The 22,886-nt window shown below is 36.0% G+C and carries 22 protein-coding genes; 11 read left to right on the forward strand and 11 right to left on the reverse strand.

Annotated features, from left to right (window positions below):
- Window positions 1-2: 2 nt before the first annotated feature.
- From tsaE to tsaD, 4 genes are read left to right on the forward strand one after another with little or no spacing between them, the layout of a single operon-like run.
- On the forward strand, window positions 3-476 hold the full coding sequence (tsaE, locus tag C7N65_RS09275; RefSeq protein WP_105994201.1) for a tRNA (adenosine(37)-N6)-threonylcarbamoyltransferase complex ATPase subunit type 1 TsaE: 474 nt from the start codon (window positions 3-5) through the stop codon (window positions 474-476).
- A complete protein-coding gene (gene tsaB / locus C7N65_RS09280; RefSeq protein ID WP_105994202.1) occupies window positions 445-1,110 on the forward strand; it encodes a tRNA (adenosine(37)-N6)-threonylcarbamoyltransferase complex dimerization subunit type 1 TsaB in 666 nt (221 codons plus the stop codon). The genes tsaE and tsaB overlap by 32 nt, the downstream gene beginning before the upstream one ends.
- On the forward strand, window positions 1,086-1,550 hold the full coding sequence (gene rimI / locus C7N65_RS09285) for a ribosomal protein S18-alanine N-acetyltransferase (RefSeq protein ID WP_415918794.1): 465 nt from the start codon (window positions 1,086-1,088) through the stop codon (window positions 1,548-1,550). The genes tsaB and rimI overlap by 25 nt, the downstream gene beginning before the upstream one ends.
- Window positions 1,550-2,575, forward strand: coding sequence for a tRNA (adenosine(37)-N6)-threonylcarbamoyltransferase complex transferase subunit TsaD (gene tsaD, locus C7N65_RS09290; protein WP_105994203.1), 1,026 nt, complete (start codon window positions 1,550-1,552; stop codon window positions 2,573-2,575). The genes rimI and tsaD overlap by 1 nt, the downstream gene beginning before the upstream one ends.
- 362 nt (window positions 2,576-2,937) lie before the next feature.
- Here the strand turns inward: tsaD and C7N65_RS09295 are convergent, their stop codons facing one another.
- Entirely contained in the window at window positions 2,938-4,863 is a 1,926-nt protein-coding gene (locus tag C7N65_RS09295) for an ABC-F family ATP-binding cassette domain-containing protein (RefSeq protein WP_105994204.1), read from the reverse strand.
- Between the two features lie 563 nt (window positions 4,864-5,426).
- On the opposite strand from C7N65_RS09295, the gene C7N65_RS09300 reads away from it, so the two are divergent.
- Window positions 5,427-6,068: a redox-sensing transcriptional repressor Rex gene (locus tag C7N65_RS09300; RefSeq protein WP_105994205.1), complete on the forward strand. Its 642-nt coding sequence runs from the start codon at window positions 5,427-5,429 to the stop codon at window positions 6,066-6,068.
- Window positions 6,069-6,119: 51 nt separating this feature from the next.
- On the opposite strand, the gene C7N65_RS09305 is transcribed toward C7N65_RS09300, so the two are convergent.
- Entirely contained in the window at window positions 6,120-6,344 is a 225-nt protein-coding gene (locus C7N65_RS09305; RefSeq protein WP_105994206.1) for a sulfurtransferase TusA family protein, read from the reverse strand.
- Window positions 6,345-6,386: 42 nt separating this feature from the next.
- On the reverse strand, window positions 6,387-7,472 hold the full coding sequence (locus tag C7N65_RS09310; protein ID WP_105994207.1) for a YeeE/YedE family protein: 1,086 nt from the start codon (window positions 7,470-7,472) through the stop codon (window positions 6,387-6,389).
- A gap of 209 nt (window positions 7,473-7,681) precedes the next feature.
- Here C7N65_RS09310 and C7N65_RS09315 point away from each other — a divergent pair, with 209 nt between their 5' ends.
- Window positions 7,682-9,163, forward strand: a complete 1,482-nt coding sequence (locus C7N65_RS09315) for a GH32 C-terminal domain-containing protein (RefSeq protein ID WP_105994208.1) — start codon at window positions 7,682-7,684, stop codon at window positions 9,161-9,163.
- An 85-nt stretch (window positions 9,164-9,248) separates the two neighbouring features.
- Here the strand turns inward: C7N65_RS09315 and agrA are convergent, their stop codons facing one another.
- The 4 genes from agrA to C7N65_RS09335 are packed head-to-tail and all read right to left on the reverse strand — an operon-like array spanning window position 9,249 to window position 12,027.
- The gene (gene agrA, locus C7N65_RS09320; RefSeq protein WP_105994209.1) at window positions 9,249-9,965 is read right to left on the reverse strand and encodes a quorum-sensing response regulator AgrA; all 717 of its coding nucleotides are present in this window, start codon (window positions 9,963-9,965) and stop codon (window positions 9,249-9,251) included.
- A gap of 2 nt (window positions 9,966-9,967) precedes the next feature.
- A complete protein-coding gene (gene agrC, locus C7N65_RS09325) occupies window positions 9,968-11,269 on the reverse strand; it encodes a quorum-sensing sensor histidine kinase AgrC (RefSeq protein ID WP_105994210.1) in 1,302 nt (433 codons plus the stop codon).
- 42 nt (window positions 11,270-11,311) lie between these two features.
- Window positions 11,312-11,449, reverse strand: a complete 138-nt coding sequence (agrD, locus tag C7N65_RS09330) for a cyclic lactone autoinducer peptide AgrD (RefSeq protein ID WP_105994211.1) — start codon at window positions 11,447-11,449, stop codon at window positions 11,312-11,314.
- Window positions 11,449-12,027 (reverse strand): accessory gene regulator AgrB, encoded by a 579-nt coding sequence (locus tag C7N65_RS09335; protein WP_105994212.1) that lies wholly within the window; start codon window positions 12,025-12,027, stop codon window positions 11,449-11,451. Before C7N65_RS09335 ends, agrD begins: the two co-directional genes overlap by 1 nt.
- Window positions 12,028-12,425: 398 nt before the next feature.
- Between C7N65_RS09335 and C7N65_RS12910 the strand changes: the two genes are divergently transcribed.
- On the forward strand, window positions 12,426-12,506 hold the full coding sequence (locus C7N65_RS12910) for a delta-lysin family phenol-soluble modulin (protein WP_105994213.1): 81 nt from the start codon (window positions 12,426-12,428) through the stop codon (window positions 12,504-12,506).
- A gap of 331 nt (window positions 12,507-12,837) precedes the next feature.
- Here the strand turns inward: C7N65_RS12910 and C7N65_RS09345 are convergent, their stop codons facing one another.
- The gene (locus C7N65_RS09345) at window positions 12,838-13,635 is read right to left on the reverse strand and encodes a carbon-nitrogen family hydrolase (protein ID WP_105994214.1); all 798 of its coding nucleotides are present in this window, start codon (window positions 13,633-13,635) and stop codon (window positions 12,838-12,840) included.
- A 222-nt stretch (window positions 13,636-13,857) separates the two neighbouring features.
- Between C7N65_RS09345 and C7N65_RS09350 the strand changes: the two genes are divergently transcribed.
- A complete protein-coding gene (locus C7N65_RS09350) occupies window positions 13,858-15,507 on the forward strand; it encodes an SdrH family protein (RefSeq protein ID WP_105994215.1) in 1,650 nt (549 codons plus the stop codon).
- An 86-nt stretch (window positions 15,508-15,593) separates the two neighbouring features.
- Here C7N65_RS09350 and mroQ read toward each other — a convergent pair whose 3' ends face one another.
- A complete protein-coding gene (gene mroQ, locus C7N65_RS09355; RefSeq protein ID WP_105994216.1) occupies window positions 15,594-16,337 on the reverse strand; it encodes an intramembrane glutamic endopeptidase MroQ in 744 nt (247 codons plus the stop codon).
- 213 nt (window positions 16,338-16,550) lie between these two features.
- On the opposite strand from mroQ, the gene groES reads away from it, so the two are divergent.
- The gene (gene groES, locus C7N65_RS09360) at window positions 16,551-16,835 is read left to right on the forward strand and encodes a co-chaperone GroES (RefSeq protein WP_105994217.1); all 285 of its coding nucleotides are present in this window, start codon (window positions 16,551-16,553) and stop codon (window positions 16,833-16,835) included.
- Between the two features lie 48 nt (window positions 16,836-16,883).
- Entirely contained in the window at window positions 16,884-18,503 is a 1,620-nt protein-coding gene (gene groL, locus C7N65_RS09365) for a chaperonin GroEL (protein ID WP_105994218.1), read from the forward strand.
- 101 nt (window positions 18,504-18,604) lie between these two features.
- Here the strand turns inward: groL and C7N65_RS09370 are convergent, their stop codons facing one another.
- A complete protein-coding gene (locus C7N65_RS09370) occupies window positions 18,605-19,630 on the reverse strand; it encodes a threonine aldolase family protein (RefSeq protein WP_105994219.1) in 1,026 nt (341 codons plus the stop codon).
- A gap of 361 nt (window positions 19,631-19,991) precedes the next feature.
- On the opposite strand from C7N65_RS09370, the gene C7N65_RS09375 reads away from it, so the two are divergent.
- The gene (locus tag C7N65_RS09375; RefSeq protein ID WP_105994220.1) at window positions 19,992-20,810 is read left to right on the forward strand and encodes a MetQ/NlpA family ABC transporter substrate-binding protein; all 819 of its coding nucleotides are present in this window, start codon (window positions 19,992-19,994) and stop codon (window positions 20,808-20,810) included.
- Window positions 20,811-21,469: 659 nt separating this feature from the next.
- Here the strand turns inward: C7N65_RS09375 and C7N65_RS09380 are convergent.
- Window positions 21,470-22,765, reverse strand: a complete 1,296-nt coding sequence (locus C7N65_RS09380) for an aminotransferase class I/II-fold pyridoxal phosphate-dependent enzyme (protein ID WP_105994221.1) — start codon at window positions 22,763-22,765, stop codon at window positions 21,470-21,472.
- Window positions 22,766-22,886: the final 121 nt, after the last annotated feature.

Consider the following 22,886-nt stretch of genomic DNA (forward strand, 5'->3'; position numbering starts at 1 on the left):
AAATGATAAAAATCAACAACATTGATCAAATGAATCAATTTGCTGAAATTCTGACTAAGCATTTACAACCCAAAGATTTAATTCTATTAGACGGTAATTTAGGTGCAGGGAAAACAACATTAAGTCAATTTATCGGAAAGCACTTAGGCGTGAAACGTACGATCAATTCACCGACCTTCAATATTATTAAATCCTATAAAGGAACAAACATGAAATTTCATCATATGGATTGCTATCGTTTAGAAGATTCAGAAGAAGATTTAGGATTCGATGAATATTTTGAAGACAATGCTGTCATCGTAATCGAATGGAGCGAATTTATTAAAGACTTGCTGCCGAACGCATTCTTGCGTATTCAAATCACTGCTCAAGATGCGCAGACAAGAACGCTTAATATAGAAGCAAGCGGACAACATTATAAAGCATTAAAGGAGGAAGTCGAACGTGAACTATCTGCTGCTGGATACATCCAATAAGCCTATGTCGCTTGCAATTATGCAAGATGATACAGTTTTAGTTGAACATACTACGAATATTAAACGCAATCACTCTGTACAGTTGATGCCTGCGATTCAAACAATTATCTCAGAAGCAGGAATGACAAAGCAGGATATTGATGCCATTGTTGCCGCAAAAGGACCGGGTTCTTATACAGGTTTAAGAATCGGAGTAACGATTGCTAAAACATTAGCGTATGCACTGAATACGCAATTGTATGGTGTATCATCTCTTGCTGCTTTAGCTGCAACGATACCAAACATTCATGCAAATCAACTGATTGTTCCAGTGTTTGATGCGAGAAGAGAAGCGGTTTATACCGGCGTTTATCGTTATGAGCAAGGCAAACTTGTCACTATGCTGGAAGATCAGTATATGACAATTTCTGAACTTAACAACTATCTTGAACAAAATGCATTGCCTTATGTATTTGTCGGATATGATTTAGAAAACATCCAAGATCTGCTCCATGGGAATATCTTGCATCAACTTCCAAAAGCCAGTGCTATGCATGCATTAATCGAAAATCCTGAAGACATTCATACCTTTAAACCAGACTACCTGAAATTATCTGAGGCAGAACGCAATTGGTTAAAAACACAACAGGATTAGACAATTTAAATATACGATTAATGACTTTGGAAGATGTACCGCAAGTATTTGATTTAGAACGTACCTGCTTTAATGACAGCTCTTGGACAATTGATGCGTTTTATCATGAAGTAGAGAAAAATAAATTTGCACGCTATTTTGTGATGGAATACAACCAAGAAATCATCGGTTATATCGGAATGTGGGTTGTGATTGATCAAGCACAAATCACAACGGTAGCCATTACTGAAACGATGCGCGGTTACGGTTTAGGAAAATTGATTATCGAATATGCAATGAGCTATGCAAGACAAACATGTGATGTAATGAGTTTAGAAGTACGTATAGAAAATCGTCCGGCACGCCATGTTTATGAAGCTTTAGGCTTTAATTATGGCGGCAAACGCAAAAATTATTATGGAGAGGGTGAGGACGCACTCGTAATGTGGGTGGATTTATAATGGAAAAAGATACATTAATTTTAGCAATAGAATCAAGCTGTGACGAAACTAGTGCTAGTGTGATAAAAAACGGTAAAGAAATTTTAAGCAACGCAGTATTAAGCCAAATCGAAAGTCATAAACGATTCGGCGGTGTTGTACCTGAAGTCGCAAGCAGACATCATGTAGAAGGTATTACAGGTACAATTGATGAAGCGTTAGAAACAGCACAAACAGATATGAAGGATATAGATGCGGTGGCTGTAACAGAAGGACCGGGACTTATCGGTGCATTATTAATCGGCATCAACGCCGCAAAGGCTTTAGCTTTTGCTTATGATAAGCCTTTAATCCCAGTTCATCATATTGCAGGGCATATCTATGCGAATAATTTAGAAGAACCTTTTGCATTTCCGTTAATGGCTTTAATTGTTTCAGGCGGTCATACGGAACTTGTATATATGAAAGATCATTTGAACTTTGAAGTTATCGGAGAAACAAGAGATGATGCAGTGGGGGAAGCTTATGATAAAGTTGCACGTACGATTGGTCTGCCTTATCCAGGCGGACCAAAGGTAGATCAATTAGCAGCAAAAGGCAAAGATGTATATGACTTTCCGCGTGTATGGTTAGAACCAGACAGTTTTGATTTCAGTTTCAGCGGACTTAAAAGCGCAGTTATTAATAAGCTGCATAATCTAAAACAAAAAAATGAAACAATTGTCCCTGAAGATGTAGCAGCAAGTTTCCAAAACAGTGTCGTTGAAGTATTGGTTGGAAAAGCAATTAAAGCGTGCGAAGCATACGAAGTCAATCAATTGATTGTCGCTGGCGGTGTCGCAAGCAACAAAGGATTGCGACAAGCTTTGAAAACAGCATGTGCAGAACATGATATTAAGCTTTCGATTCCTAACCCTAAACTTTGTACAGATAATGCGGCTATGATTGGCGCAGCAGGCTACTATATGTATGAAGCAGGGATGAAAGCTGACTTAGATTTAAATGGTAAAAGCAGTATAGATATCGAAGAATTTTCAGTTGAATAACATTGAGGTGTCTTGAATCATTTCTATTCAAGGCACTTTTTTTATACCATGACATAGTAATATTACTAGATAATGAACTTTAAAAACACTTTACAAAGTTAATGGTTTGTCAATAGCGAACGTGCGTACTTATCAACAGAAAGTGAATAACTTGTGGATAGTTGTGTGTAATTATGTGAATAACTGTAGATTTAGATGTGAATTGTTGAAAAAACAGTGTCTTTTTACTTGTGGATAAAGTGGATAACTCTGTGGATAGTTGATGTAATGGGGTTTCGGATGTGCATAATTTTGTTAAGGAATTGTAATAAAAGAGGTGCAAAAATGAGTATTCATTTCTGCACCTCTTAAACTATTATTGCTTATATCATTTTTTCTTGTAATTCTTCCCATTTCAACATCACTTGTTCGAGTTGCTGTTCGATTGTATCTTTTTCTTCAGCTAATTGTGCTGCTTTTTCTGGATCATTAAAGACTTCAGGTTGTGTTAAAGCAGTATCGATCGCTTCTATTTGCTGCTCGAAGGATTCAATCTCTGATTCGCAGCTTTCAATTTGACGTTCCAATTGGCGCAATTCTCTTCTTTGCGCTTTTTGGTCTTCATATGAATGGTTAGTATCGTCTTTGGCTGTTTCGACAGCTTGTTCAGCTTCTTGTTTGGCCAAAATAGCAGCTTGTTCCTCTGTTTTATCTAAGTAATATTGATAGTCGCCGGCATAAACTGTACCGCCATCTGGCTGCATATCAAAGATTTTATTCGCAAGCTGATTAATAAAGTAGCGGTCGTGCGAAACGAAAATTAATGTACCCTCAAAGTTTTGCAGCGCTTGTTCGAGCATTTCTTTAGAATCAATATCTAAGTGGTTAGTCGGTTCATCTAATATTAAAACGTTGTTGCGTTCTAACATTAATAACGCCAGCTGCAAACGTGCTTTTTCTCCGCCTGATAAGTCATTGATAATTTTTTTAACATCTTCTTGTACGAATAAGAAACGGCCTAATACCGCACGTACATCTTTTTCAGGCATCGTAGGATATTGATCCCATACATAATCTAGAATCGTTTTGTTAGATTTGAACTCCGCTTGCTTTTGATCGTAGTAACCGACACGCAAGTTTGCACCGTGAGTAATCTCTCCGCCGAGTTTAGGGAGTCTATCCGCAACGGTTTTAATAAAGGTAGATTTGCCGATACCGTTCGGACCGATAACACCGATATGATTGCCTTTTGTGACTTCCATCGTAATAGGGGCAATGACTGGTTCTGTATAACCGATTTCTAAATTGCGGATATGGTAAACGTCATTGCCTGTATTGCGGTCGAAATCAAATTGGATGTTAGCACTGCGTGCATCGAGCATAGGTTTATCGATACGTTCGATTTTTTCTAATACTTTTCTTCGGCTTTTAGCCATGCCGCTCGTTGAAGCACGTGTGATATTTTTTTCGACAAATGTTTCTAAACGTTTGATTTCAGCTTGTTGACGTTCATATTCTTGCATACGTTTTTGATAGTATTGATCGCGCTGTGTGATAAATTTACTGTAATTGCCTACATAGTGCTGAACTGCACCTAAAGCCACGTTATAAATTTGGTTGACGGTTTTGTCTAAGAAGAAGCGGTCGTGACTGATAATCACAATAGCGCCTTTAAAGAAGTTCAAATAATCTTCAAGCCATTGTGTAGTTTCCATATCTAAATGGTTGGTAGGTTCGTCAAGCAGTAATAAGTCCGGTTCGCTGAGCAGCATTTGTGCAAGTGAAAGACATGTTTTTTGTCCGCCGCTGAAGTCGTTTACAGGACGGTGAAAGTCTTCTTCATTAAAATTCAGACCATGAAGAACTGTTTTGATTTTACTTTCAAATTGATAACCCTCTAAGCGTTCAAATTGATTGGATAACGATTCGTATTTGGCCATATGTTCTTTAAACGTATCAGTTTCATATTCATCCGCATGCTCAGCAAGCCATGTTGTTTCTGCTTGCATCGCTTGTTCCATTTGTTTCAAATGAGCGAAAGGTTTAGACATTTCTTCCCAAACTGAGTGGTGGGTATCGAGTGTCATTTGTTGGGTTAAATAACCGACTTTCAAATTTTTGATTTTTGATACATTGCCGCTGTCGTAGCCATCGACACCTGCAATGATTTTCATTAATGTAGATTTGCCGGCACCGTTTCTGCCGACAATTCCGATTTTTTCATGACTCTTTACTTCAAAGTGGACATCGCTAAAGATTTCTTCACCATCGAAGGATTTTGAGACATTGTTAAGTTGCAGTAATATCATTCTTTTGTTTACGAGATGAATCTAATTAATATCTCGTAGTCCTCCTTCCTAAAAAAGCGTCGCTTAGTTACTATTATAAGCGCTATCGGCATTATTTCCCAACATATCATGTCAGACATTATTTTTTGTCGTTTTGCATCGATTCGGTGTGATTTTAAAGTAATTTTGGACAAGTAATTTTGATTTGTTTCGAAAATATGTATTCAAAACAATAATATAATCGTATAATAGTTACTATATTGCTGTAATTTGTATAGGCAAGTTTCATTAATTCTGAATACGGTAGGGAGATTTCACGAAACTGTTGATATTACAGTCATTCCTTTTTTTGATACCATGGGGTATACTTAAGTAATAAAAAACGTTTACAGAATTTTTGTCAGATGCAATATAACAAAATAAAAACTATAAGAACACTATAATCTGCTTGATCTGCGTAAATGATTCAATATTTGCGCAACTCCATCACTGTGCTATCAAAATTGTACTATAAGAAGCAGTATTAATATGGGTAAATTGAAAAGTTCTAGGATAGTAGTTTGAAAGATTTGGAGGAAAACAGATTGGCAAATCAAAATAATAAAATTCCTCGCGCGACTTTGAAGCGATTACCACTATATTACCGTTTCGTGAACACACTGCATATTAAGGGCATAGACCGCGTGAATTCTAAAACAATCAGTGAAGCATTAGACATTGATTCAGCTACAATCAGACGTGATTTTTCCTATTTCGGAGAACTTGGAAAAAAAGGTTATGGTTATAATGTCGAAAGCTTAATGGAATTCTTTAAAGGTGAAATCAGCGAAAGTGATGTTATAAGTATCGGCTTAGTCGGCGTAGGTAACTTAGGTAAAGCGTTGCTTTCATATAACTTCTCAATCCATGATGATATGGTGATTACCGAAGCTTTTGATATTAATCCCGATGTGATCGGCAAACAATTCGGTAAAGTAACAGTCAAAGATATGAAGGATATAAAAGATATCTTAGATAAAGGGAATTTGGATGTAGTTATTTTAACAACACCGGGAGAAGCGGCTCAAACTGCAGCGGATGAGCTTGTTAAAAGTAATGTGAAAGGTATTTTGAACTTTACACCTTCACGCATTGATGTTCCTGATGATGTGTCTGTTCATCATATAGATTTAGGGATTGAATTACAGTCATTGTTATTCTTTATGAATAACCTTAATCGTAAATAAAGAAAAGGAGTTTGCATGAATTATTGAATTCATCGCAAACTCCTTTTTATATTAAGCTTTTTGAACTGTGATTGTCCAAGAAGCATCGCCAAGTTGTTCGTAATTAGTTACGGGATAAGCTTTTTCAGCTGCCCAGTTTGGAATTGCTTCTGTTGCTTGAGTGCAATCAAAGTCGATTTTCAATTCGTCTCCGACATTCAGTTCTTCCATTTTCTTTTGTGCTTCAATTAAAGGGAAAGGGCAAACCATTCCTACAGTACCTAATTCGTATACCATAATTGAATCCTCCTTGATTTATAATGCATTCGTGTGAATAGCTTATGATTGAGCAGCAGGTTGTGCTGATGATTGTGCAGAGGCTTTACGTGCCGCTTTCATAGGTTTGATGAAAATGAAGTAACTCATTAACCATGTACCTAAAATCATTGATGCTAATGCAATCCAACCTTGCCATGAAAGTGCTGCTGTTGCAACTAATCCGTTACCGATAGAGCAACCGCCGGCTACAGATGCACCGAAGCCCATTGCCGCGCCGCCGATAACACTGTTGCGCAATGTCTTTTTATCCGGTAAACGCCAAGCAAATTCTCTTGAGCCTTTTGCTGCAATATATGATCCGATAAAGATACCAAGTACTAAGAAAACGCCCCAGTCTAAGAATGATGTCTTACCAGATAAAATAAATTGTACCAAGTTCGATGAAGGTGTTGTGATACCAAGTCCGCCTTCACGTCCAGTAGAATAACTCATAGGCCAAGCAATTAATGCAATCAGACCTACAGCAATTGCCGCAACGAAAGGATGGAATTTCTTTTCAAAGAAGAAGTGGCGTACACCTGTGAATTTTTGTTTTAATTTCGGTACTGCAATTTTAGGTTTAGGCTTGCGTAATGTTTTCGTTACTAAATAACCTGTAATTGCGACAAGTGCAATCACCCAAATCCATGATGGAATACCTGTGCTTGTTGCCATGTCTGCGTTAACATTCGTTTTAGAATTCAAACCTTCCATAACGGGTTTGAGTAAACCGACTTTTGTAATCGCTGAGAAAATCGCATAAGAAATTAATGCTAACCAGCTGCCGATTAATCCTTCACCTGCACGGTAGTAAGTGCCTGTTGCACAACCTCCGGCAAGTACGATCCCGATACCGAAAATAAATGAACCTACAATTGTTCCGATAATAGGGAATGTGCCGTTATCTAAAGGTTTGCCGATAATGGCTGTAAATGCTAAAAGACCAATTGCTTGTACAGAAATCGCAATAAGCAAAGCATAAAACATTTTATTGTTCTTTTGTATATACATATCTCTGAATCCGCCAGCTAAGCAAAAGCGTGTACGTTGCATAACAAAACCGAGCAAAATACCCACGATTAAGCCGCTGATAATCATCCAAATCATGAATCTCCCTCTTTTCCGATAATGTTAATATGTTTTATCCTAATACAGAATGGTATTAATTGCAAGGTGTAAATTTTCCGTAACGCTTTTTAATTTGATTTCGAACTGAAAACTGTTGTTATGTTCAATGGAATGAGATAGGTGAGGGGCTGAAAATATGCTAAAATAAAGGAAATGACGATTATCGATGTTTTAGGAGGATATGGTAGATGCAAGATTTTACAAATGAAGAAGAATTTCAACGAATTGAACAGCTCCCTGCTGAAAGAATTACTGAACTCAAAGAAAAGTTCGCACAATCACCTTATAAACAAACCTTTCATTTACAGCCTCCATTTGGTTCAGCAGGCAAACCTAATGGTCTAATCTACGACAACAGCCAATATATAATGAGTCACGAATGGTATCCGTTTGCGATAAATAATGGTTTAAGCTACAGCTATGCTTACTTAAGTGCAGCATTGAATCACTTTGAATCTGAACATATATTGCTAAAACCTGATAGCGCTTATGATAATGAAGGAATTAAAGGAGGCAGTGCACTTAAAATAAATGAGCAGGTGCATTGGATTTATTCCGGCCAAATTTCTGATGCTGCGAGAGAAGGGCAATATACTCAATTGCTTGCACGAAAAAATCAAGAACAAGAGATTGTGAAGCAGACAACACCGATTGAACTAGAAGTTCCAAAAGGCTATCAAGATAGTCTGCATGATCCGAAGGTCTTTGAAAAAGAAGGACAACGCTATGTATTTATCGGTGCACAAACTGAGAAGCAGCAAGGAAGACTGTTAGCTTATGACGCAAATCAAGTCGATAAGTGGCAATTACTTGCACCGATTTATACGAATTTATCCAATTTCGGCAAGTATTGGCATTCACCTGATTATTTTGCGATAAATGGATATGATGTGCTGATGTTTACTGCTGAATCCGAAGGTCATGCTTTAAGAGCAGGTTATTTAATGGGACACTTTGATTTTAATCATTTAAAAATGAACCATGGCGACTTTAAATTATGGGATGACGGGTTTGGATTTGTGTATCCTCAAACTTGTGTCGGCCAGCATGGTGAACGTATCCTTATCGGATTGCTTCAAACAGAAGGAGAGTATGAAAACATTTCAGAAATTGATCAAGTCCCATGTCTTGCTTTGCCGCGACAATTGAATGTAATGAAAGGCAAAATGTATCAACAGCCGCATCCTAGCTTAAAAGCGTTGAGATTTAATAAAGAATCGGCATTAGGTTATGCGAATAAATTTGCGAAACAGCTGCATCCATACGAAGGTACAAACTTTGAATTGCATGTTGATATTTTAGAAAACGATGCGACTGAAATTTATTTTGAAGTGAAGGTTTCAAAATTCAATTCCACAAAGATTATTTATAATACACATTCAAGATTAGTAACTTTAGATTGCAGCGAAAGCGGGGAAGTTCCGTTAAATGATGCTGAAACAAAATGTTCAGTACAACTCAGTCAAGATTTAGAACACTTGCAGATTTTTGCAGATCAATCGAGCATTGAAGTCTTCTGCAACCATGGAGAGCGTGTGATGTCATCACGTATCTTCCCGCCTGAAAATAGTACAGGTATCAGAGTAGGGACTGAATCAGGTCAAGCTTACTTGCAATTTACAAAATATGATTTGCATTCGCTATATGAAGAAAATGACAGTGAAGTTTAGAAGGGGACGTTGAAGCGGGGATTATAATAAATAGTAATAACCAATAAAGAAGGGCTGAAATCCAATGCGATTTCAGCCCTTAATGTTATATTTTTTTAAGATTTCTTACAGATATATAGCAATGTTCGCCATTTTTAAAGTAGACTTCACGATCTTTAGAAATGACTTCTTCAATATTATTGCGATTGAGTACAAAACTGTTGTGGCAACGGAAGAACCGTTCATCTAATTGACTTAAATCTTTCAAACTGCCGTAAAACTCAATTTGGCGATTGTCTAAATGTGCAATCAGACGGTGTGATTTTGATGAGGATTCAAAGAACATCACATCATCATAATTCACATACACAGAATTGCTGCCGCGTTTAAGTTCAATAGTTTCGACACTTGATTCTTTTGAAAGCAGCTGCAAGCGTGTTAAAGCCGTTTCGATACAATCAATAATACGTGTTTTCATTTCTGAAGGATCATCTTTAAATATGAAATCCATTGCTGCTACCTTATAAACAAATGTGAGATAAGTTAATTCACTATGACTGGTAATGAATATGATACTGCCGACAGAATCATAGTTTCTCAGTTCGCTGCCCAATTTAATGCCGTTAATATCTGCATCTAATTGAATATCTAAGAAATAGCAGCAAATCTCATTAGTAGATTTCGCAAATTCTAATACTTCATAAGGATCTGCTGTAGAAAGTGCGATTTCTAAAGGTTTCTCTTCAATCATAATGTAATTCTCAATAATTTCTTCAATATGTGCACGTTGTTGCGCATCATCTTCACAGATTATAATTTTCACTTCTATTTCACATCCTCGCGACCTGTATTCATGATTTCAAGCTTTTGAATAAAGTAATGATTTTCAATTACTGTATCCAATAAGATATTGTCGGCATTATCCGCAATTTCTCGTAACGTTGATAACCCTAAACCTCTGTTCGAACCTTTTGTTGAAAAGTTCTCTTTAAAGAGTTCATGTACTTTAGGGATATCTTTTGCACATTTATTCATTACAATAATCGTAACCGCTTCTTCATTCTTCATAAATCCTATTTGAATTAAAGGATCTATAATCTCAGTAGAAGCCTCAATCGCATTATCTAAAATAATGCCCATGATTCTAGACAAGTCAATCATATTCAAAGATATTTTAGTAATTTCATCTGGTACTTCTACACTGACTCTAATATTGTTTTCTTGTGCTTGAATAATCTTAGTCGTCAATAATCCTTTCAGCTCTCTGATCTGCAATCTTTCCAGACCATTGATTTTAAATGAATTCGTTTGAATATTATCCTTCAAAGGCACAATATTTTTATCAAAATACTCCTTCAAACCAGGCATATCATCATCTCTGATATATTCAGACATAGATAATAATATATTCACATAATCATGTCGGAACTTACGCATATCGTTATTAATCTTTTCAATACGCAACGTATATTTATAGTAATTCTCTATTTCTTGTACTTGACGTTTATACTTCATTTCTCGTAATACAGTGAAGCTGATGACAATCACAAGAATAACGATAGCTATGATAAAAGCAACATATACTAATACGACAAACTTGAATGATTGGCTAGAACTAATATTAGATGGCATCAGTAAGTATATAACCACAAATGTTACGGCTAAAAATACTGTTACAGTACCGATATAAAATTTGTTTGTCGAAAGATATGACCTTTTTAACTTCTTAGTTAAAAATCGAACTGCATATGCCAATAGAATAGATACAATCGTAAACATGAATAAATAAAGGAAATTAATAAATATTCTTTTAGGATCATATGCATCGAGAAGTATAAAAACAGACATGGCAGAAAGGTTACCTAAATATAAAATCAGGACGCTTCCTACCATTGCCAGTAAAGAGTATAATTTAATTTTTTTGTATAAATAGATTGTGGTAAGTAGTATCACGATAAAAAGCGCGTATTTACCAATGATAAAATATGAAAAGCTACCCAATATATTTATGACTACCATCATTGCTATTTCTTTATAAGAATAACGTAAATTCAAAATAATTTTAGCTATTAAGAAGAGTAACATCCCTTGGTAAGTAGCTATGAAAATACCATTTAATAATTCCATGTTTTACACACTTTCTCTCACAATAAAGAATATACTTTTATTTTATTTCTCTTCTTCTAACAGTTCTTTAGGAATTTCTGATTCATCGAAGTAGCCCCAGCAAGGGTTGTACTTAGCCAAGTTTCCAATTTTTTCAAAGATAAAAGCAAATAATTTAAAAATAGTGTTTAAAATGTCCATTACAATACATCCTTTCTGTTTTTAGGGAAGAATATAGGCAATTGTGAACCACCTTGTAAAATGAGTCCTAACAAAATAAGTTGCTGATAAGGACTCGGTACAAAGAATGACATTGCGAACATTAACGTTGCAAGAGTGATTGCCATAATTTTCTTTTTCTTTATAAGTCGTGTGGGAATTGGTTGCTTAACTGTGGCAGCGGGTGCATATATAAATAGTGCAATTAATGCCATGACTGCCAAAATAATGATAATGCTGCTGGGAATGTTAAAGGTTACTAATCCTAACGGCAACATTACAAATAAAACAATACTTTCTATATAGCATGCAAAAGTAGATTTAGCATGCGCCCCGTGTGCGTAGTGTCTAATAATAAAATAGCTAAGATGAACAGTTAGTGTGTATAAGAAAACATGGAATAGAAGAGCAAGTCCATAAACGACAATAGTTTTGAACAGGTTATTGAAAAAGACTTCTAGACCGAGCTTTATTTTTAAATAAGCGATACGATCAAGATTATTTCTCTTTTGCAGCGCTTGCGCCCAACGATCAATTTGTCTATTAAAAGCCTTTTGCATAGCCCCACTCTCCTTATTTTCATTATACTACCAAAACGTATAATATAATGATTCATTGCCCAACTGTTCATTTTTCATTCCAAACTGTAGGAAATCTACTAATATGGTCATTTTAACATATTTTTATAGACAGTTATGATTGAAAAAACATAAGTTAGGGATTATTCAACAATTTCTTTGGAATCGATGTTTTAATAAGGATGTATCACAGAGATGTGATAGGAAGTTGCGATAGCAAATTGCTTAGAAACAAATCGTTGTCTAAGGAATGTTGACTATCAGACTTTTACTTAAGATTGCAAAGTAATCAGTTTACGGCATCGTTAATATTCTTCGTAGAAATAACATGCTTTAAACTAACTGATCATCCAACATGAAAATGAAAGGGGGCAATCAACATGGCAGGCGATATCGTAGGTACTATCGGTGAATTCGTAAAATTAATCATCGAAACAGTTAAAAAATTCACTCAAAAATAATCCCTTATTTTTGTTGTCCTTTGAGTATAAGCACTAAATTGTTTAATCCTTTAGCAGGCATTAATGTTTGTCCTTGCATTAATGCTTGCTTCTCTCAAAATTTGTACATCGAAAATGAAGCGTTCGATGGGCGAATAATTGTAGTTAAAAAATTATCGTGAGTAGCATTTAATTTATCAAATATCGGTAAATTCACTAAAATTTTTTCATAATTAATAACATCCCCAAAAATAGATAGAAAAAATAACTGTAAACATTCCCTTAATAATAAGTTAAAACCCATGAGTTACTCCCAAACTCATGGGTTAATTTTTGCCTTGAAATAAGGATATTAATCATGTTGATATAAATGCGGACGACGATTATCAAAAACAGGAATATTTTTACGCTGTTGTTTAACTTCATCTAAATTAAGCTCAACAGTTAAGACTTCTTCTTGTGTTCCAGCTTCTGCCAGTATTTCTCCATTAGGATTAATGACAATAGAATGACCCGCATATTCAGTACTGCCGTCTTTTTCAAAGCCGCATGTGTTGCATGCTACGACAAAGATATCATTCTCGATAGCACGGCTTTGAAGCAATGTACGCCAGTGATTTAATCTTGCCATCGGCCATTCTGCAACATAGAAAAGAATATCTGCACCTTCAACAGCAGGATGGCGTGCAATTTCAGGGAAACGCAAGTCATAACAAATAATCTGAGATGCTTTCACTTGATCAGAGAGAGAAAAAAGGTAAGGTACTTTTTCTCCGCCTGTTAAATACAGGTGCTCATCCAACATAGGAACGAGATGGATTTTATCATATTGATAAATCAGTTCGCCTTCAGCATTAACAGTGAAAGCTGTGTTATACGTGTTGCCTTCTTTTTTATTTGAAACAGAACCTGCCACAATTGTGACTTGGTATTTTTTAGATAACTGTTGAATGAAAGCAAGACTTTGCTTCAATTCATCATCTGCAAGCTGTGATAATTGTTCTAATGCGTAACTGTTGTTCCACATTTCTGGTAAAACAGCGACATCTGTATCATTTTCAAGATGTTCTGAGAATAGTGCTTCTATTTTATTTTGGTTTGCTGTTGCATTACCGTGTACTAAATTAAATTGAAATAATTGGACTTTCATAGTTCTTTCACTCCATTCTTCATAGTATTACTGTACTAGACTCTAAACAGGATTTCCAATTTTTATAATAATCTGATTATTTCGATGTGTTACAAGGATTGTTACAAAGTGTTAAATATATTAATACTTCTTTTCATTCGCACATACATATAGAATTTAAAGAAAACTTCTTATATACTTAAGTTGATTGCTATATTTCTAAAAAAAGGGGGTGCTTTGAACATGAAAAAAAGATTATGGAAACTTTTGACTGTCACGATTGCGACAACAGGTATACTCTTTCCAAATGCGGTAACAAAAGCTGCCGAAACAACAACTGATACTATGACAGAACAAACTGAACAGACAACAGATTCAACAAATACAAATCAACCAGTGCAAGATACTACACAAGATACACCTAATGCAAATACGACAGAATCCGATACACAGTCATCTGATCCAACAACTGATACAACACAACCAGAAGCTGAACAGAATACAAAGCCGACAACAGATAAAACGAATACAGATGCTCAAGCACCTGACAATTCAACTTCTGGTGATACAACACAAAGTGAAACGGATGCCACGCAAAATAGTCAGCCAGCTGATAATACAACACAGCCGGATTCAGAAACGAATACAGATACAAACACTGACTCAAATACAGGTACGAATACGGATACTTCAACGGACTCAAATACTGGCAGTTCAGACAGTAATCATACAAATGATGGCAGTACTGGCACAGGTGACGGTACAGAAACGAATACGGATAGCAGCGGAATTACAGATAATGGTACAACAGATAACGGTTCAACAGACGGCGACGGCGGGAATACAGACAGCGGTTCAACAGATACTAGCAAGCCGTCTGGGGGCAGCTCATCTTCAGATTCAAATCAAGAAAAGCCTAAGCCTGATAAACCAGATCAAAATGTGCCGTCAGAGAATCAGCAAGGCTCAAGTTCTAACTCTGGCCAAAATGGCGGTTCAACGATACCTCAAAAAGGGGAAGGACAACAAAAACCAGATTCTGATCATCAAGAAGAACCGACACCTGAAACACCAACCAATCCTGACGGGCCTTCAGAACAGCCGGATGATTCATCTAATCATCAAGATACACAATTTCCGCAAGCACAGTATCCAAACCGCCCGAATCGACCTGACAGATCTTCGGTGAACGTTCCGTCACAAAGCAGACCACAAGGAAATTATGATGCTGCTCAATATGGATCAATTCCGAATTACAGCAGTAAGCTGAACCCGCTTCCTTGGACAAATCGAAGCGGACAAAATGCGGACAGTACTTATTCAGATTACAGCAGCATGCCGTTTGCGGCTTATGGTCTGAATACCGACAGGTTCGGTCATTTGATTACCGGCTCTTTTAAATACAATCCGTTTATCGTGCATCAAGTAGGAACATTAAGCGAAGATACACGTGCAACAGTGAAAGATGTCAACGCTGTATTGAAACCGCAAAATTTCAGCAGCAACCAAAATTTAGATCACTTACAGCAAAGTACCGGTTATTTTAAATATCAATACTTCAGTCCTGCTCATGCACAGCAATATTATGCAAATCTTGACTTGCAGATTTTAGGGCTTGTGACAAGTGACTTAGGTTCAATGCCTGACTTGAAAGAAATCAAAAAAGATAAAAAAGCACATACGCAACAAACGAAAAATGAAGACAAAACTGCAGACACTTCAAATCAGCAATCCTCAAAAGAAAAACAAGGCAACGATGAAAAAAATGCTGATACGAACAAATATCCAAGAATGATGAATGCTTTATTAATTGCATTCGGAGCAGCATTTGTATGGTTTGTAATACTCATGATCATGAAGCGCAGAAAAAAAGATGATAAAGATGAAGTATAAGGATAGGACCTTATTGGTCTTATCCTTATTTCTTTAGAAAAGAAAAATCACCTAACAAGCAACGATGACTTGTTAAGTGATCAGGTTTAAAAGTGAATCAGATGAAAAATAAAAGAAACAGACTCTTGCATCTTCTTGATATCATCTGCAAAAAAGATTTGTATTGCGACGACATAACTGTTCATGAAAATATGAATCAAGACAGGTACCGCAATTCGTTTGGTAAATACATAAAAACCCGCTAAAATGAAGCCCATACCAAAATAAATAATAATGAAGTCCGGGTCATTATGCGCTGACGCAAATAAAGCCGAACTGACTGTTCCGGCAATGATAAATCTGATGATTTTATTTCCTTTAAGGATATTAAAAATCTCACCGAATATAACTTTGCGGAAGACAAATTCTTCCATCAATGGTCCGGCAATTGCGACCAATACTATAAATATAGGGGCTTCTTGAATAATTTTCATAATCCCTGTCGTATTCGGACTGGGTTGATCAATTTTAAATACAAAATGATTAATTAGAGAAGCAATTACTTGATAAATCAGTACAGCAACGAGTCCTAAAAGCGCCCATGGTACTACAAAACGTTTTTGTACTTTCTTTTGCAACTCTAGTTGTGTTTTGTTTTTTACTTTATAATTCATCCAAAGAATGATAAGTGCTGCGGCAATCATTAATATGACTTGTGTATATGATGTCGCAAGCATCAATTGTTTACCTTTAAAATTATCATAAACACCTGCACGGTATAATACTTGAGGACCGAACAGTGCAAGACCGTATACTATTAAGGTAAGAATTGAAAACCAAAGTCGTGACATTGTCAAACGCCTCCATGTTATCTTGTTATTATACCTATTCTAAACTAAAAGCAGGTGTGAGGAAAATAAATTCTAATTGCTTGATGTATTGACCAATTTTGATTAATATAGGAAGTGGGTTAGCACTCGTGATATGAGAGTGCTAAACGAGATGAAATTGATCATAAAAATTAAATTAAAATATTTTTGGCAACAATAATAGGAGGAACGACCATGCTTAAACCATTAGGAAATCGCGTAATAATTCAAAGAGTTGAAACTGAACAAACAACAAAGAGCGGTATCGTATTAACTGATAAAGCGAAAGAAAAATCTAATGAGGGTAAAGTTATCGCAGTCGGACCAGGCAGAACTTTAGATAACGGCAATGTGATTGCACCTGAAGTTAAAGAAGGCGACACTGTGGTATTTGAACAATATGCCGGCAGTGAAGTACAAGTTGGCGATGAAAAATACCTTGTTATCAGTGAAGAAGAAATATTAGCTATCGTTCAATAATACAATTACAAACTACTCATCAATCATATAACAGGAGGCTATTATTTTATGGCTAAAGAAATCAAATTTTCTGAAGATGCACGTCAATCTATGCTTCGCGGTGTTGATCAACTTGCGAATGCAGTAAAAGTAACAATTGGACCTAAAGGTCGCAACGTAGTATTAGATAAAGAATACACTGCGCCATTAATCACAAATGATGGGGTTACAATTGCGAAAGAAATCGAACTTGAAGACCCTTATGAAAATATGGGTGCAAAATTAGTTCAAGAAGTTGCGAATAAAACAAATGAAATCGCTGGTGACGGTACAACAACTGCAACTGTACTTGCACAAGCTATGATTCAAGAAGGATTGAAAAACGTAACAAGCGGTGCAAATCCGGTTGGATTGCGTAAAGGTATTGATTTAGCAGTTGGAGAAGCGGTTAAAGCTTTACATGATCAATCACAAAAAGTTGAAAATAAAAATGAAATTGCGCAAGTCGGTGCAATTTCTGCAGCTGATGAAGAAATCGGCAGATATATCTCAGAAGCAATGGACAAAGTCGGTAACGACGGTGTAATCAGTATTGAAGAATCTAATGGCTTCAACACTGAATTAGAAGTCGTAGAAGGTATGCAATTTGACAGAGGTTATCAATCACCATATATGGTAACTGATTCTGAAAAAATGGAAGCGACATTAGAACGTCCATACATTCTTGTGACTGACAAAAAAATCAGTTCATTCCAAGATATCCTTCCATTACTAGAACAAATTGTTCAATCTAATCGTCCTATTTTAATCATTGCGGATGAAGTAGAAGGCGATGCATTAACAAACATCGTATTAAACCGTATGCGCGGTACATTCACAGCAGTAGCTGTTAAAGCACCAGGTTTCGGTGACCGCCGCAAATCTATGTTAGAAGATATTTCAATCTTAACAGGTGCACAATTCATCACAGATGATTTAGGTTATGATCTTAAAGATGCGACTGTTGATATGTTAGGTACAGCGAATAAAGTAGAAGTTACTAAAGACAACACTACAATCGTTAACGGTGCCGGAGATAAAAACTCTATCGACGCACGCGTATCTCAATTGAAATCACAAATCGAAGAAACAAATTCAGACTTTGATCGTGAAAAACTTCAAGAACGTCTTGCAAAATTAACAGGCGGTGTTGCAGTAGTTAAAGTAGGCGCAGCAAGCGAAACCGAATTAAAAGAACGTAAATTACGTATCGAAGATGCTTTAAACTCTACACGTGCTGCAGTTGAAGAAGGTATTGTAGCAGGCGGAGGAACTGCTTTAGTAAACGTTTATAAACGTGTAAGCGAAATTGAAGCAGAGGGAGATGTTGAAACAGGTATCAACATTGTTCTTAAAGCATTAGAAGCACCAGTTCGCCAAATCGCTGAAAACGCAGGTTTAGAAGGTTCAATTATCGTTGAAAAATTAAAACATGCTGAACCAGGTATCGGTTATAACGCAGCTACAGGCGAATGGGTCAACATGTTAGAAGCAGGTATAGTAGACCCTACGAAAGTAACACGTTCAGCATTGCAAAATGCCGCAAGTGTCGCAGCAATGTTCTTAACTACAGAAGCTGTTGTTGCTAAACTTCCAGAAGAAAATAATGATGCAGGCAATCCAGGAATGGGTATGCCGGGAATGATGTAATAGAGTCTCTCTAGCATCAAATTAATTTTAATAAAGATAAGGACGTTCTCTAATGTATATTTAATACTTTGGAGAACGTCCTTTTTATAATGAAATTTATTCTAAATATGATTTTTCAAATAATCAACATCTTCTTCTCGTGTTGCCCAACTTGTCGCAAATCTTACAATTTTATGTGCGTCATCATATTTTTCCCAGCATGTGAATTTTACAAATTGTGAGAGTTTATCAATAGTAGCGTTATCCATAATGAAGAATTGCTGATTGGTTGGTGAATCTAAATACAATTGATAACCTTTGTTCACAAATGCTTCTTTTAGTTTTAATGCCATTTTGATGGCGTGTTTACTGATATCAAGATAAAGGTGATCAGTAAACAATGCACTGAATTGAACACCGATTAAGCGGCTTTTTGCGACCAAAGCACCATGTTGTTTAATGATAGAAGTAAAGTGCCTAGGCTCATTATCACGCGTAAACACAATGGCTTCCCCGCATAATGCGCCGATTTTAGTACCGCCTATGTAAAAGACATCCGCAAAGTTAGCAATATCCTCCATGGTCACATCAGATTCTTGACTGACCAAAGCATAACCTAACCGTGCACCATCGATATATAAGGGAATATTGTAAGATCTGCAGGTATTGGATAGACTTTCCAATTCTTCCTTAGAGTATAGCGTACCGTATTCAGTGGGATAGGAGATGTAAACCATACCCGGATATACCATATGTTTATAATTTGAGTCTTCATAAAAATCATCTATATAGGCTTTAACTTGCTGAGATGTGATTTTACCATTGTCAGAAGGTAATGTTAGTACTTTATGTCCGCTGAATTCAATCGCTCCTGATTCATGTACACTGATGTGCCCTGTGTTCCCGGCTATCACCCCTTCATATTTATTCAGCATCGCATTAATAACTACTTGGTTTGTCTGCGTACCGCCGATTAAGAAATAAACTGAGGCGTTTGGAAGGCCGATTTCTTCTCTGATCTTAGCTATGGCTTCATGTGTATATTCATCATTGCCATATCCAGATTCTTGTACATAATTCGTTTCTACTAATTTCTCTAATACTTTTTCATGTGCACCTTCTAGATAGTCGTTTTCAAAAGATATCATTTTCTTTTCCTCCAATATAACTTGATGATAGGGAACTTCAAGGCTGTACTATTGAAGTAGTGCTAATATTCTGAATTTAATAGCGCTGCTTCAATAGTGGGCGATTTAATGTTTTTATAATATAGCTGTTGGTTGAACGTGTCAACTATTCTCAGTATATGAATGAATGTGTGAACTCTGTTGAAGCAGCTTCAAGCCCTTAACATCCAACGATTATTGAATTTGTATCAGTTTTTCAACAATTACAAAATCAGCTTGAAAAATAACAAGAAAATATAATTGACACTACCAACTATGAAGGAATGATGTATAATAGAGAATACATATCAAAATAATAAGGATTAAAGGGGGAGGAAGCTCGATGAAGAAGTATTTATTAGTTTTAACCATTATTTTAGCGGTGGTATTGAGCGGTTGTGGGAATAAACAAGAAAGCAAAGCCAAGCAAAAGAAGTTTACGATTGCATTTGGGGTTGGTACTTATGAGGAACAGTTCAGAAAAGGTATCTTGCCGATCTTGAAAAAAGAAGGCTATGATGTGACCATTAAAACATTTTCTCAAAATGACCAAGTTAATCCAGCCATGATTAAAGGGGATGTAGATGCTTCGGTTTTCCAAAGTCGTGCCTATATGAACAGTATTAATGATAAATTAGGAGGCCATATGATTGTGAATAATGATGTGCCGACTGCACCGCAATCATTATGGTCTAAAAAACATAAATCTATCGATGAAATTAAAGATGGACAAACCATCGCTGTACCGAATGATCCTGTTAACCAAGAACGTGCGTTTCGCATTTTTGAAAAACAGGGATGGGTTAAAATCGATAAAGATGCTGGAACTGTCAACTTTAATCAAAAGAGTGTCAAGCCCGGCAAATATGATTTGAAATTCAAAGAACTGCATCCAGCACAAATTTTACGTGCACTTGATGATGTGGATTATGGTGTTGTCAACGGCAACTATATTGCGGATTCAGACCGTGTCATTGCGGATGGATTATTAGTTGAAAAGACACCTGAGCAGCATAAAGTAGTATTAACAATCAATGAAGAAGATAAAGACACAGAATGGGCGAAGGCTTTGAAAAAAGCATACTATTCTAAAACATTCCAAGATTGGTATCAAAAGCAAGAAAAATACAAAGGATTTATTGTTCCGAAAGAGTGGAAGTAAGCATAAATTAATGGAAAGGAAACGAAACAATTGAAAAAAGTCATCACAATTATTTTAAGTTTAGTCTTTAAAATGATTGTGATTCATTTGCTTATAAACAAAAAATGCTAAGAAAATACCTAAAATTATTTACAAAATAAATAAAAACGTCTTCAAAATAACCATTCCTTTTTAATAAACTGTACCGCAATGATAATTACTTTACAGATCTAACTTTTATCATTATAATCTAGTTAAATCCTTTAAGTACACGCTTATACGAATTTTAATTCGTGTGCGAAAACTGTAATCGACCTTCGTCGATTTTTTATTCTAATTTCAAGGAATCGGCGTTGTGGCGCAGATATAAAAATTAATACTGCACGAACTAGAATCGGCGTTGTGGCGCAGATATAAAAATTAATACTGCACGAATTAGAATCGGCGTTGTGGCGCAGATATAAAAATTAATACTGCATTTACAGAATCGACGTTGTAGCGTAGATACAAAAATTAATACTACATCCAAATCTAAACAATATTTAAGCCACTAGTTTTTTTGCTAGTGGCTTGCTTTTTTATTAAGTTCCAATTCCCAGTTCTTTAAATTATTCATCTACCACTAATGGTAGAGAACCTTCAATAAAGAGTAGGTGGGAAAATATTTAATCTGATGGACTTTAACCTCTTAAATCTTCAATACCTTTAGCAATAGATTCAAAGACATGAGGAATATCTTGTTTTTCAATACAGCTGAATGCGACACGAATATCTGTTTTGTTTAAAGCGATTGTGCCGATTGAGTATGCTTCAATTAAGTGTTTGCGCAATGCTTCCGCATCTACACCGCTTACTTGGATAGCCATGAAGTAACCTGAGTTGAAATCGTAAGGTCTCCAATAAGTTGCGAATTTTTCATCATAAACAACTTCTTTAGTGACTTCATAACGTTCGCGTAATGTGTCGATATGGCGTTGAATATCTGCTTCAAACGCTTCGCGGTTTTCAGGCTGCAATACATATTGAACTGCACTTTGAGATGGCATAGGTCCGCTTGAAATGTTGCTGCGGATTAAGCCTTTGACTTTCGCTTCTAATACAGATTTTGTTGCTTTGTCTGTTACACCGAAAGTAATGAAGCCGACACGCAAGCCCCATGCGAAGAATTCTTTTGTTGCACCGTCTAAGCGTACAGGCAAGATATTTTCAGACTCAAGTTGAGTAAGTGCTGAGAATAAAGATTGTGTGTATACATCTTCATAGAATAAACCGTAATATGCATCATCTACGATTGTAATCACTTTTGTACCGCGATCAGCTAATTTTTTAATTGCGTCTGCAATCACTTTAACTTGATCTGCAGTAGGTGTATAACCTGTCGGGTTATTCGGGTAGTTCAACAATAAGATGACTTTATCATTTTCATAGTTTTCCAAAGCTTCCACAAAGCCGTCTGTTGTATAGCGGTTATCTTTGTCGAAGATGGAATAAGTTTGAATATCTGCACCATGGCGTGTATTAAAGATTAATTTATAGTTGCCCCAGTTTTGAACAGGTAATAATAATGTATCGCCTGGATTAACAAACAAATCAGCTAAGATAGACAAACCATGTGTCAAAGCATTTGTGACGATAGGTTTTGAAATTTGTTCACCTGTTAAATCCGGGTTTTCCTTTAAAATCTTTGCTTGCCATAATTCACGCAATGTTTCTAAACCTTGCGGTGGTGCATAAGGGAAAATTTCATCTGGATCCAAATGTTGATATAGATCAAAGATAGTTTGTGAATACAGTTTTCCATTATCATCTGTAGCCATACCGATAGTTGCATTATACTTTGTTGCTTTTGCTTCTGCTGATTGAGATAAAATACCTTTAGGATAAAACATATGTTTACCTAAATCAGATAACATATCTAATATGACTGGATTGGATTGTGTAAGTTGCTCGTTTAAATCAAGCGCTAATGGATTCATAATAATTCCGCCTCACTTTTTTAAGTCTTCATACATTACTATATTATCTTGAATAGGCCTAAATAGAAAGTGGGAAAGGCAATTTTAATAAAATGATAGAAGTTTTCTAAAGTAGTGCGAT

Source organism: Staphylococcus simulans, from assembly GCF_002994445.1.
In the GTDB taxonomy this organism is placed as follows: Bacteria; Bacillota; Bacilli; order Staphylococcales; family Staphylococcaceae; genus Staphylococcus; species Staphylococcus simulans_B.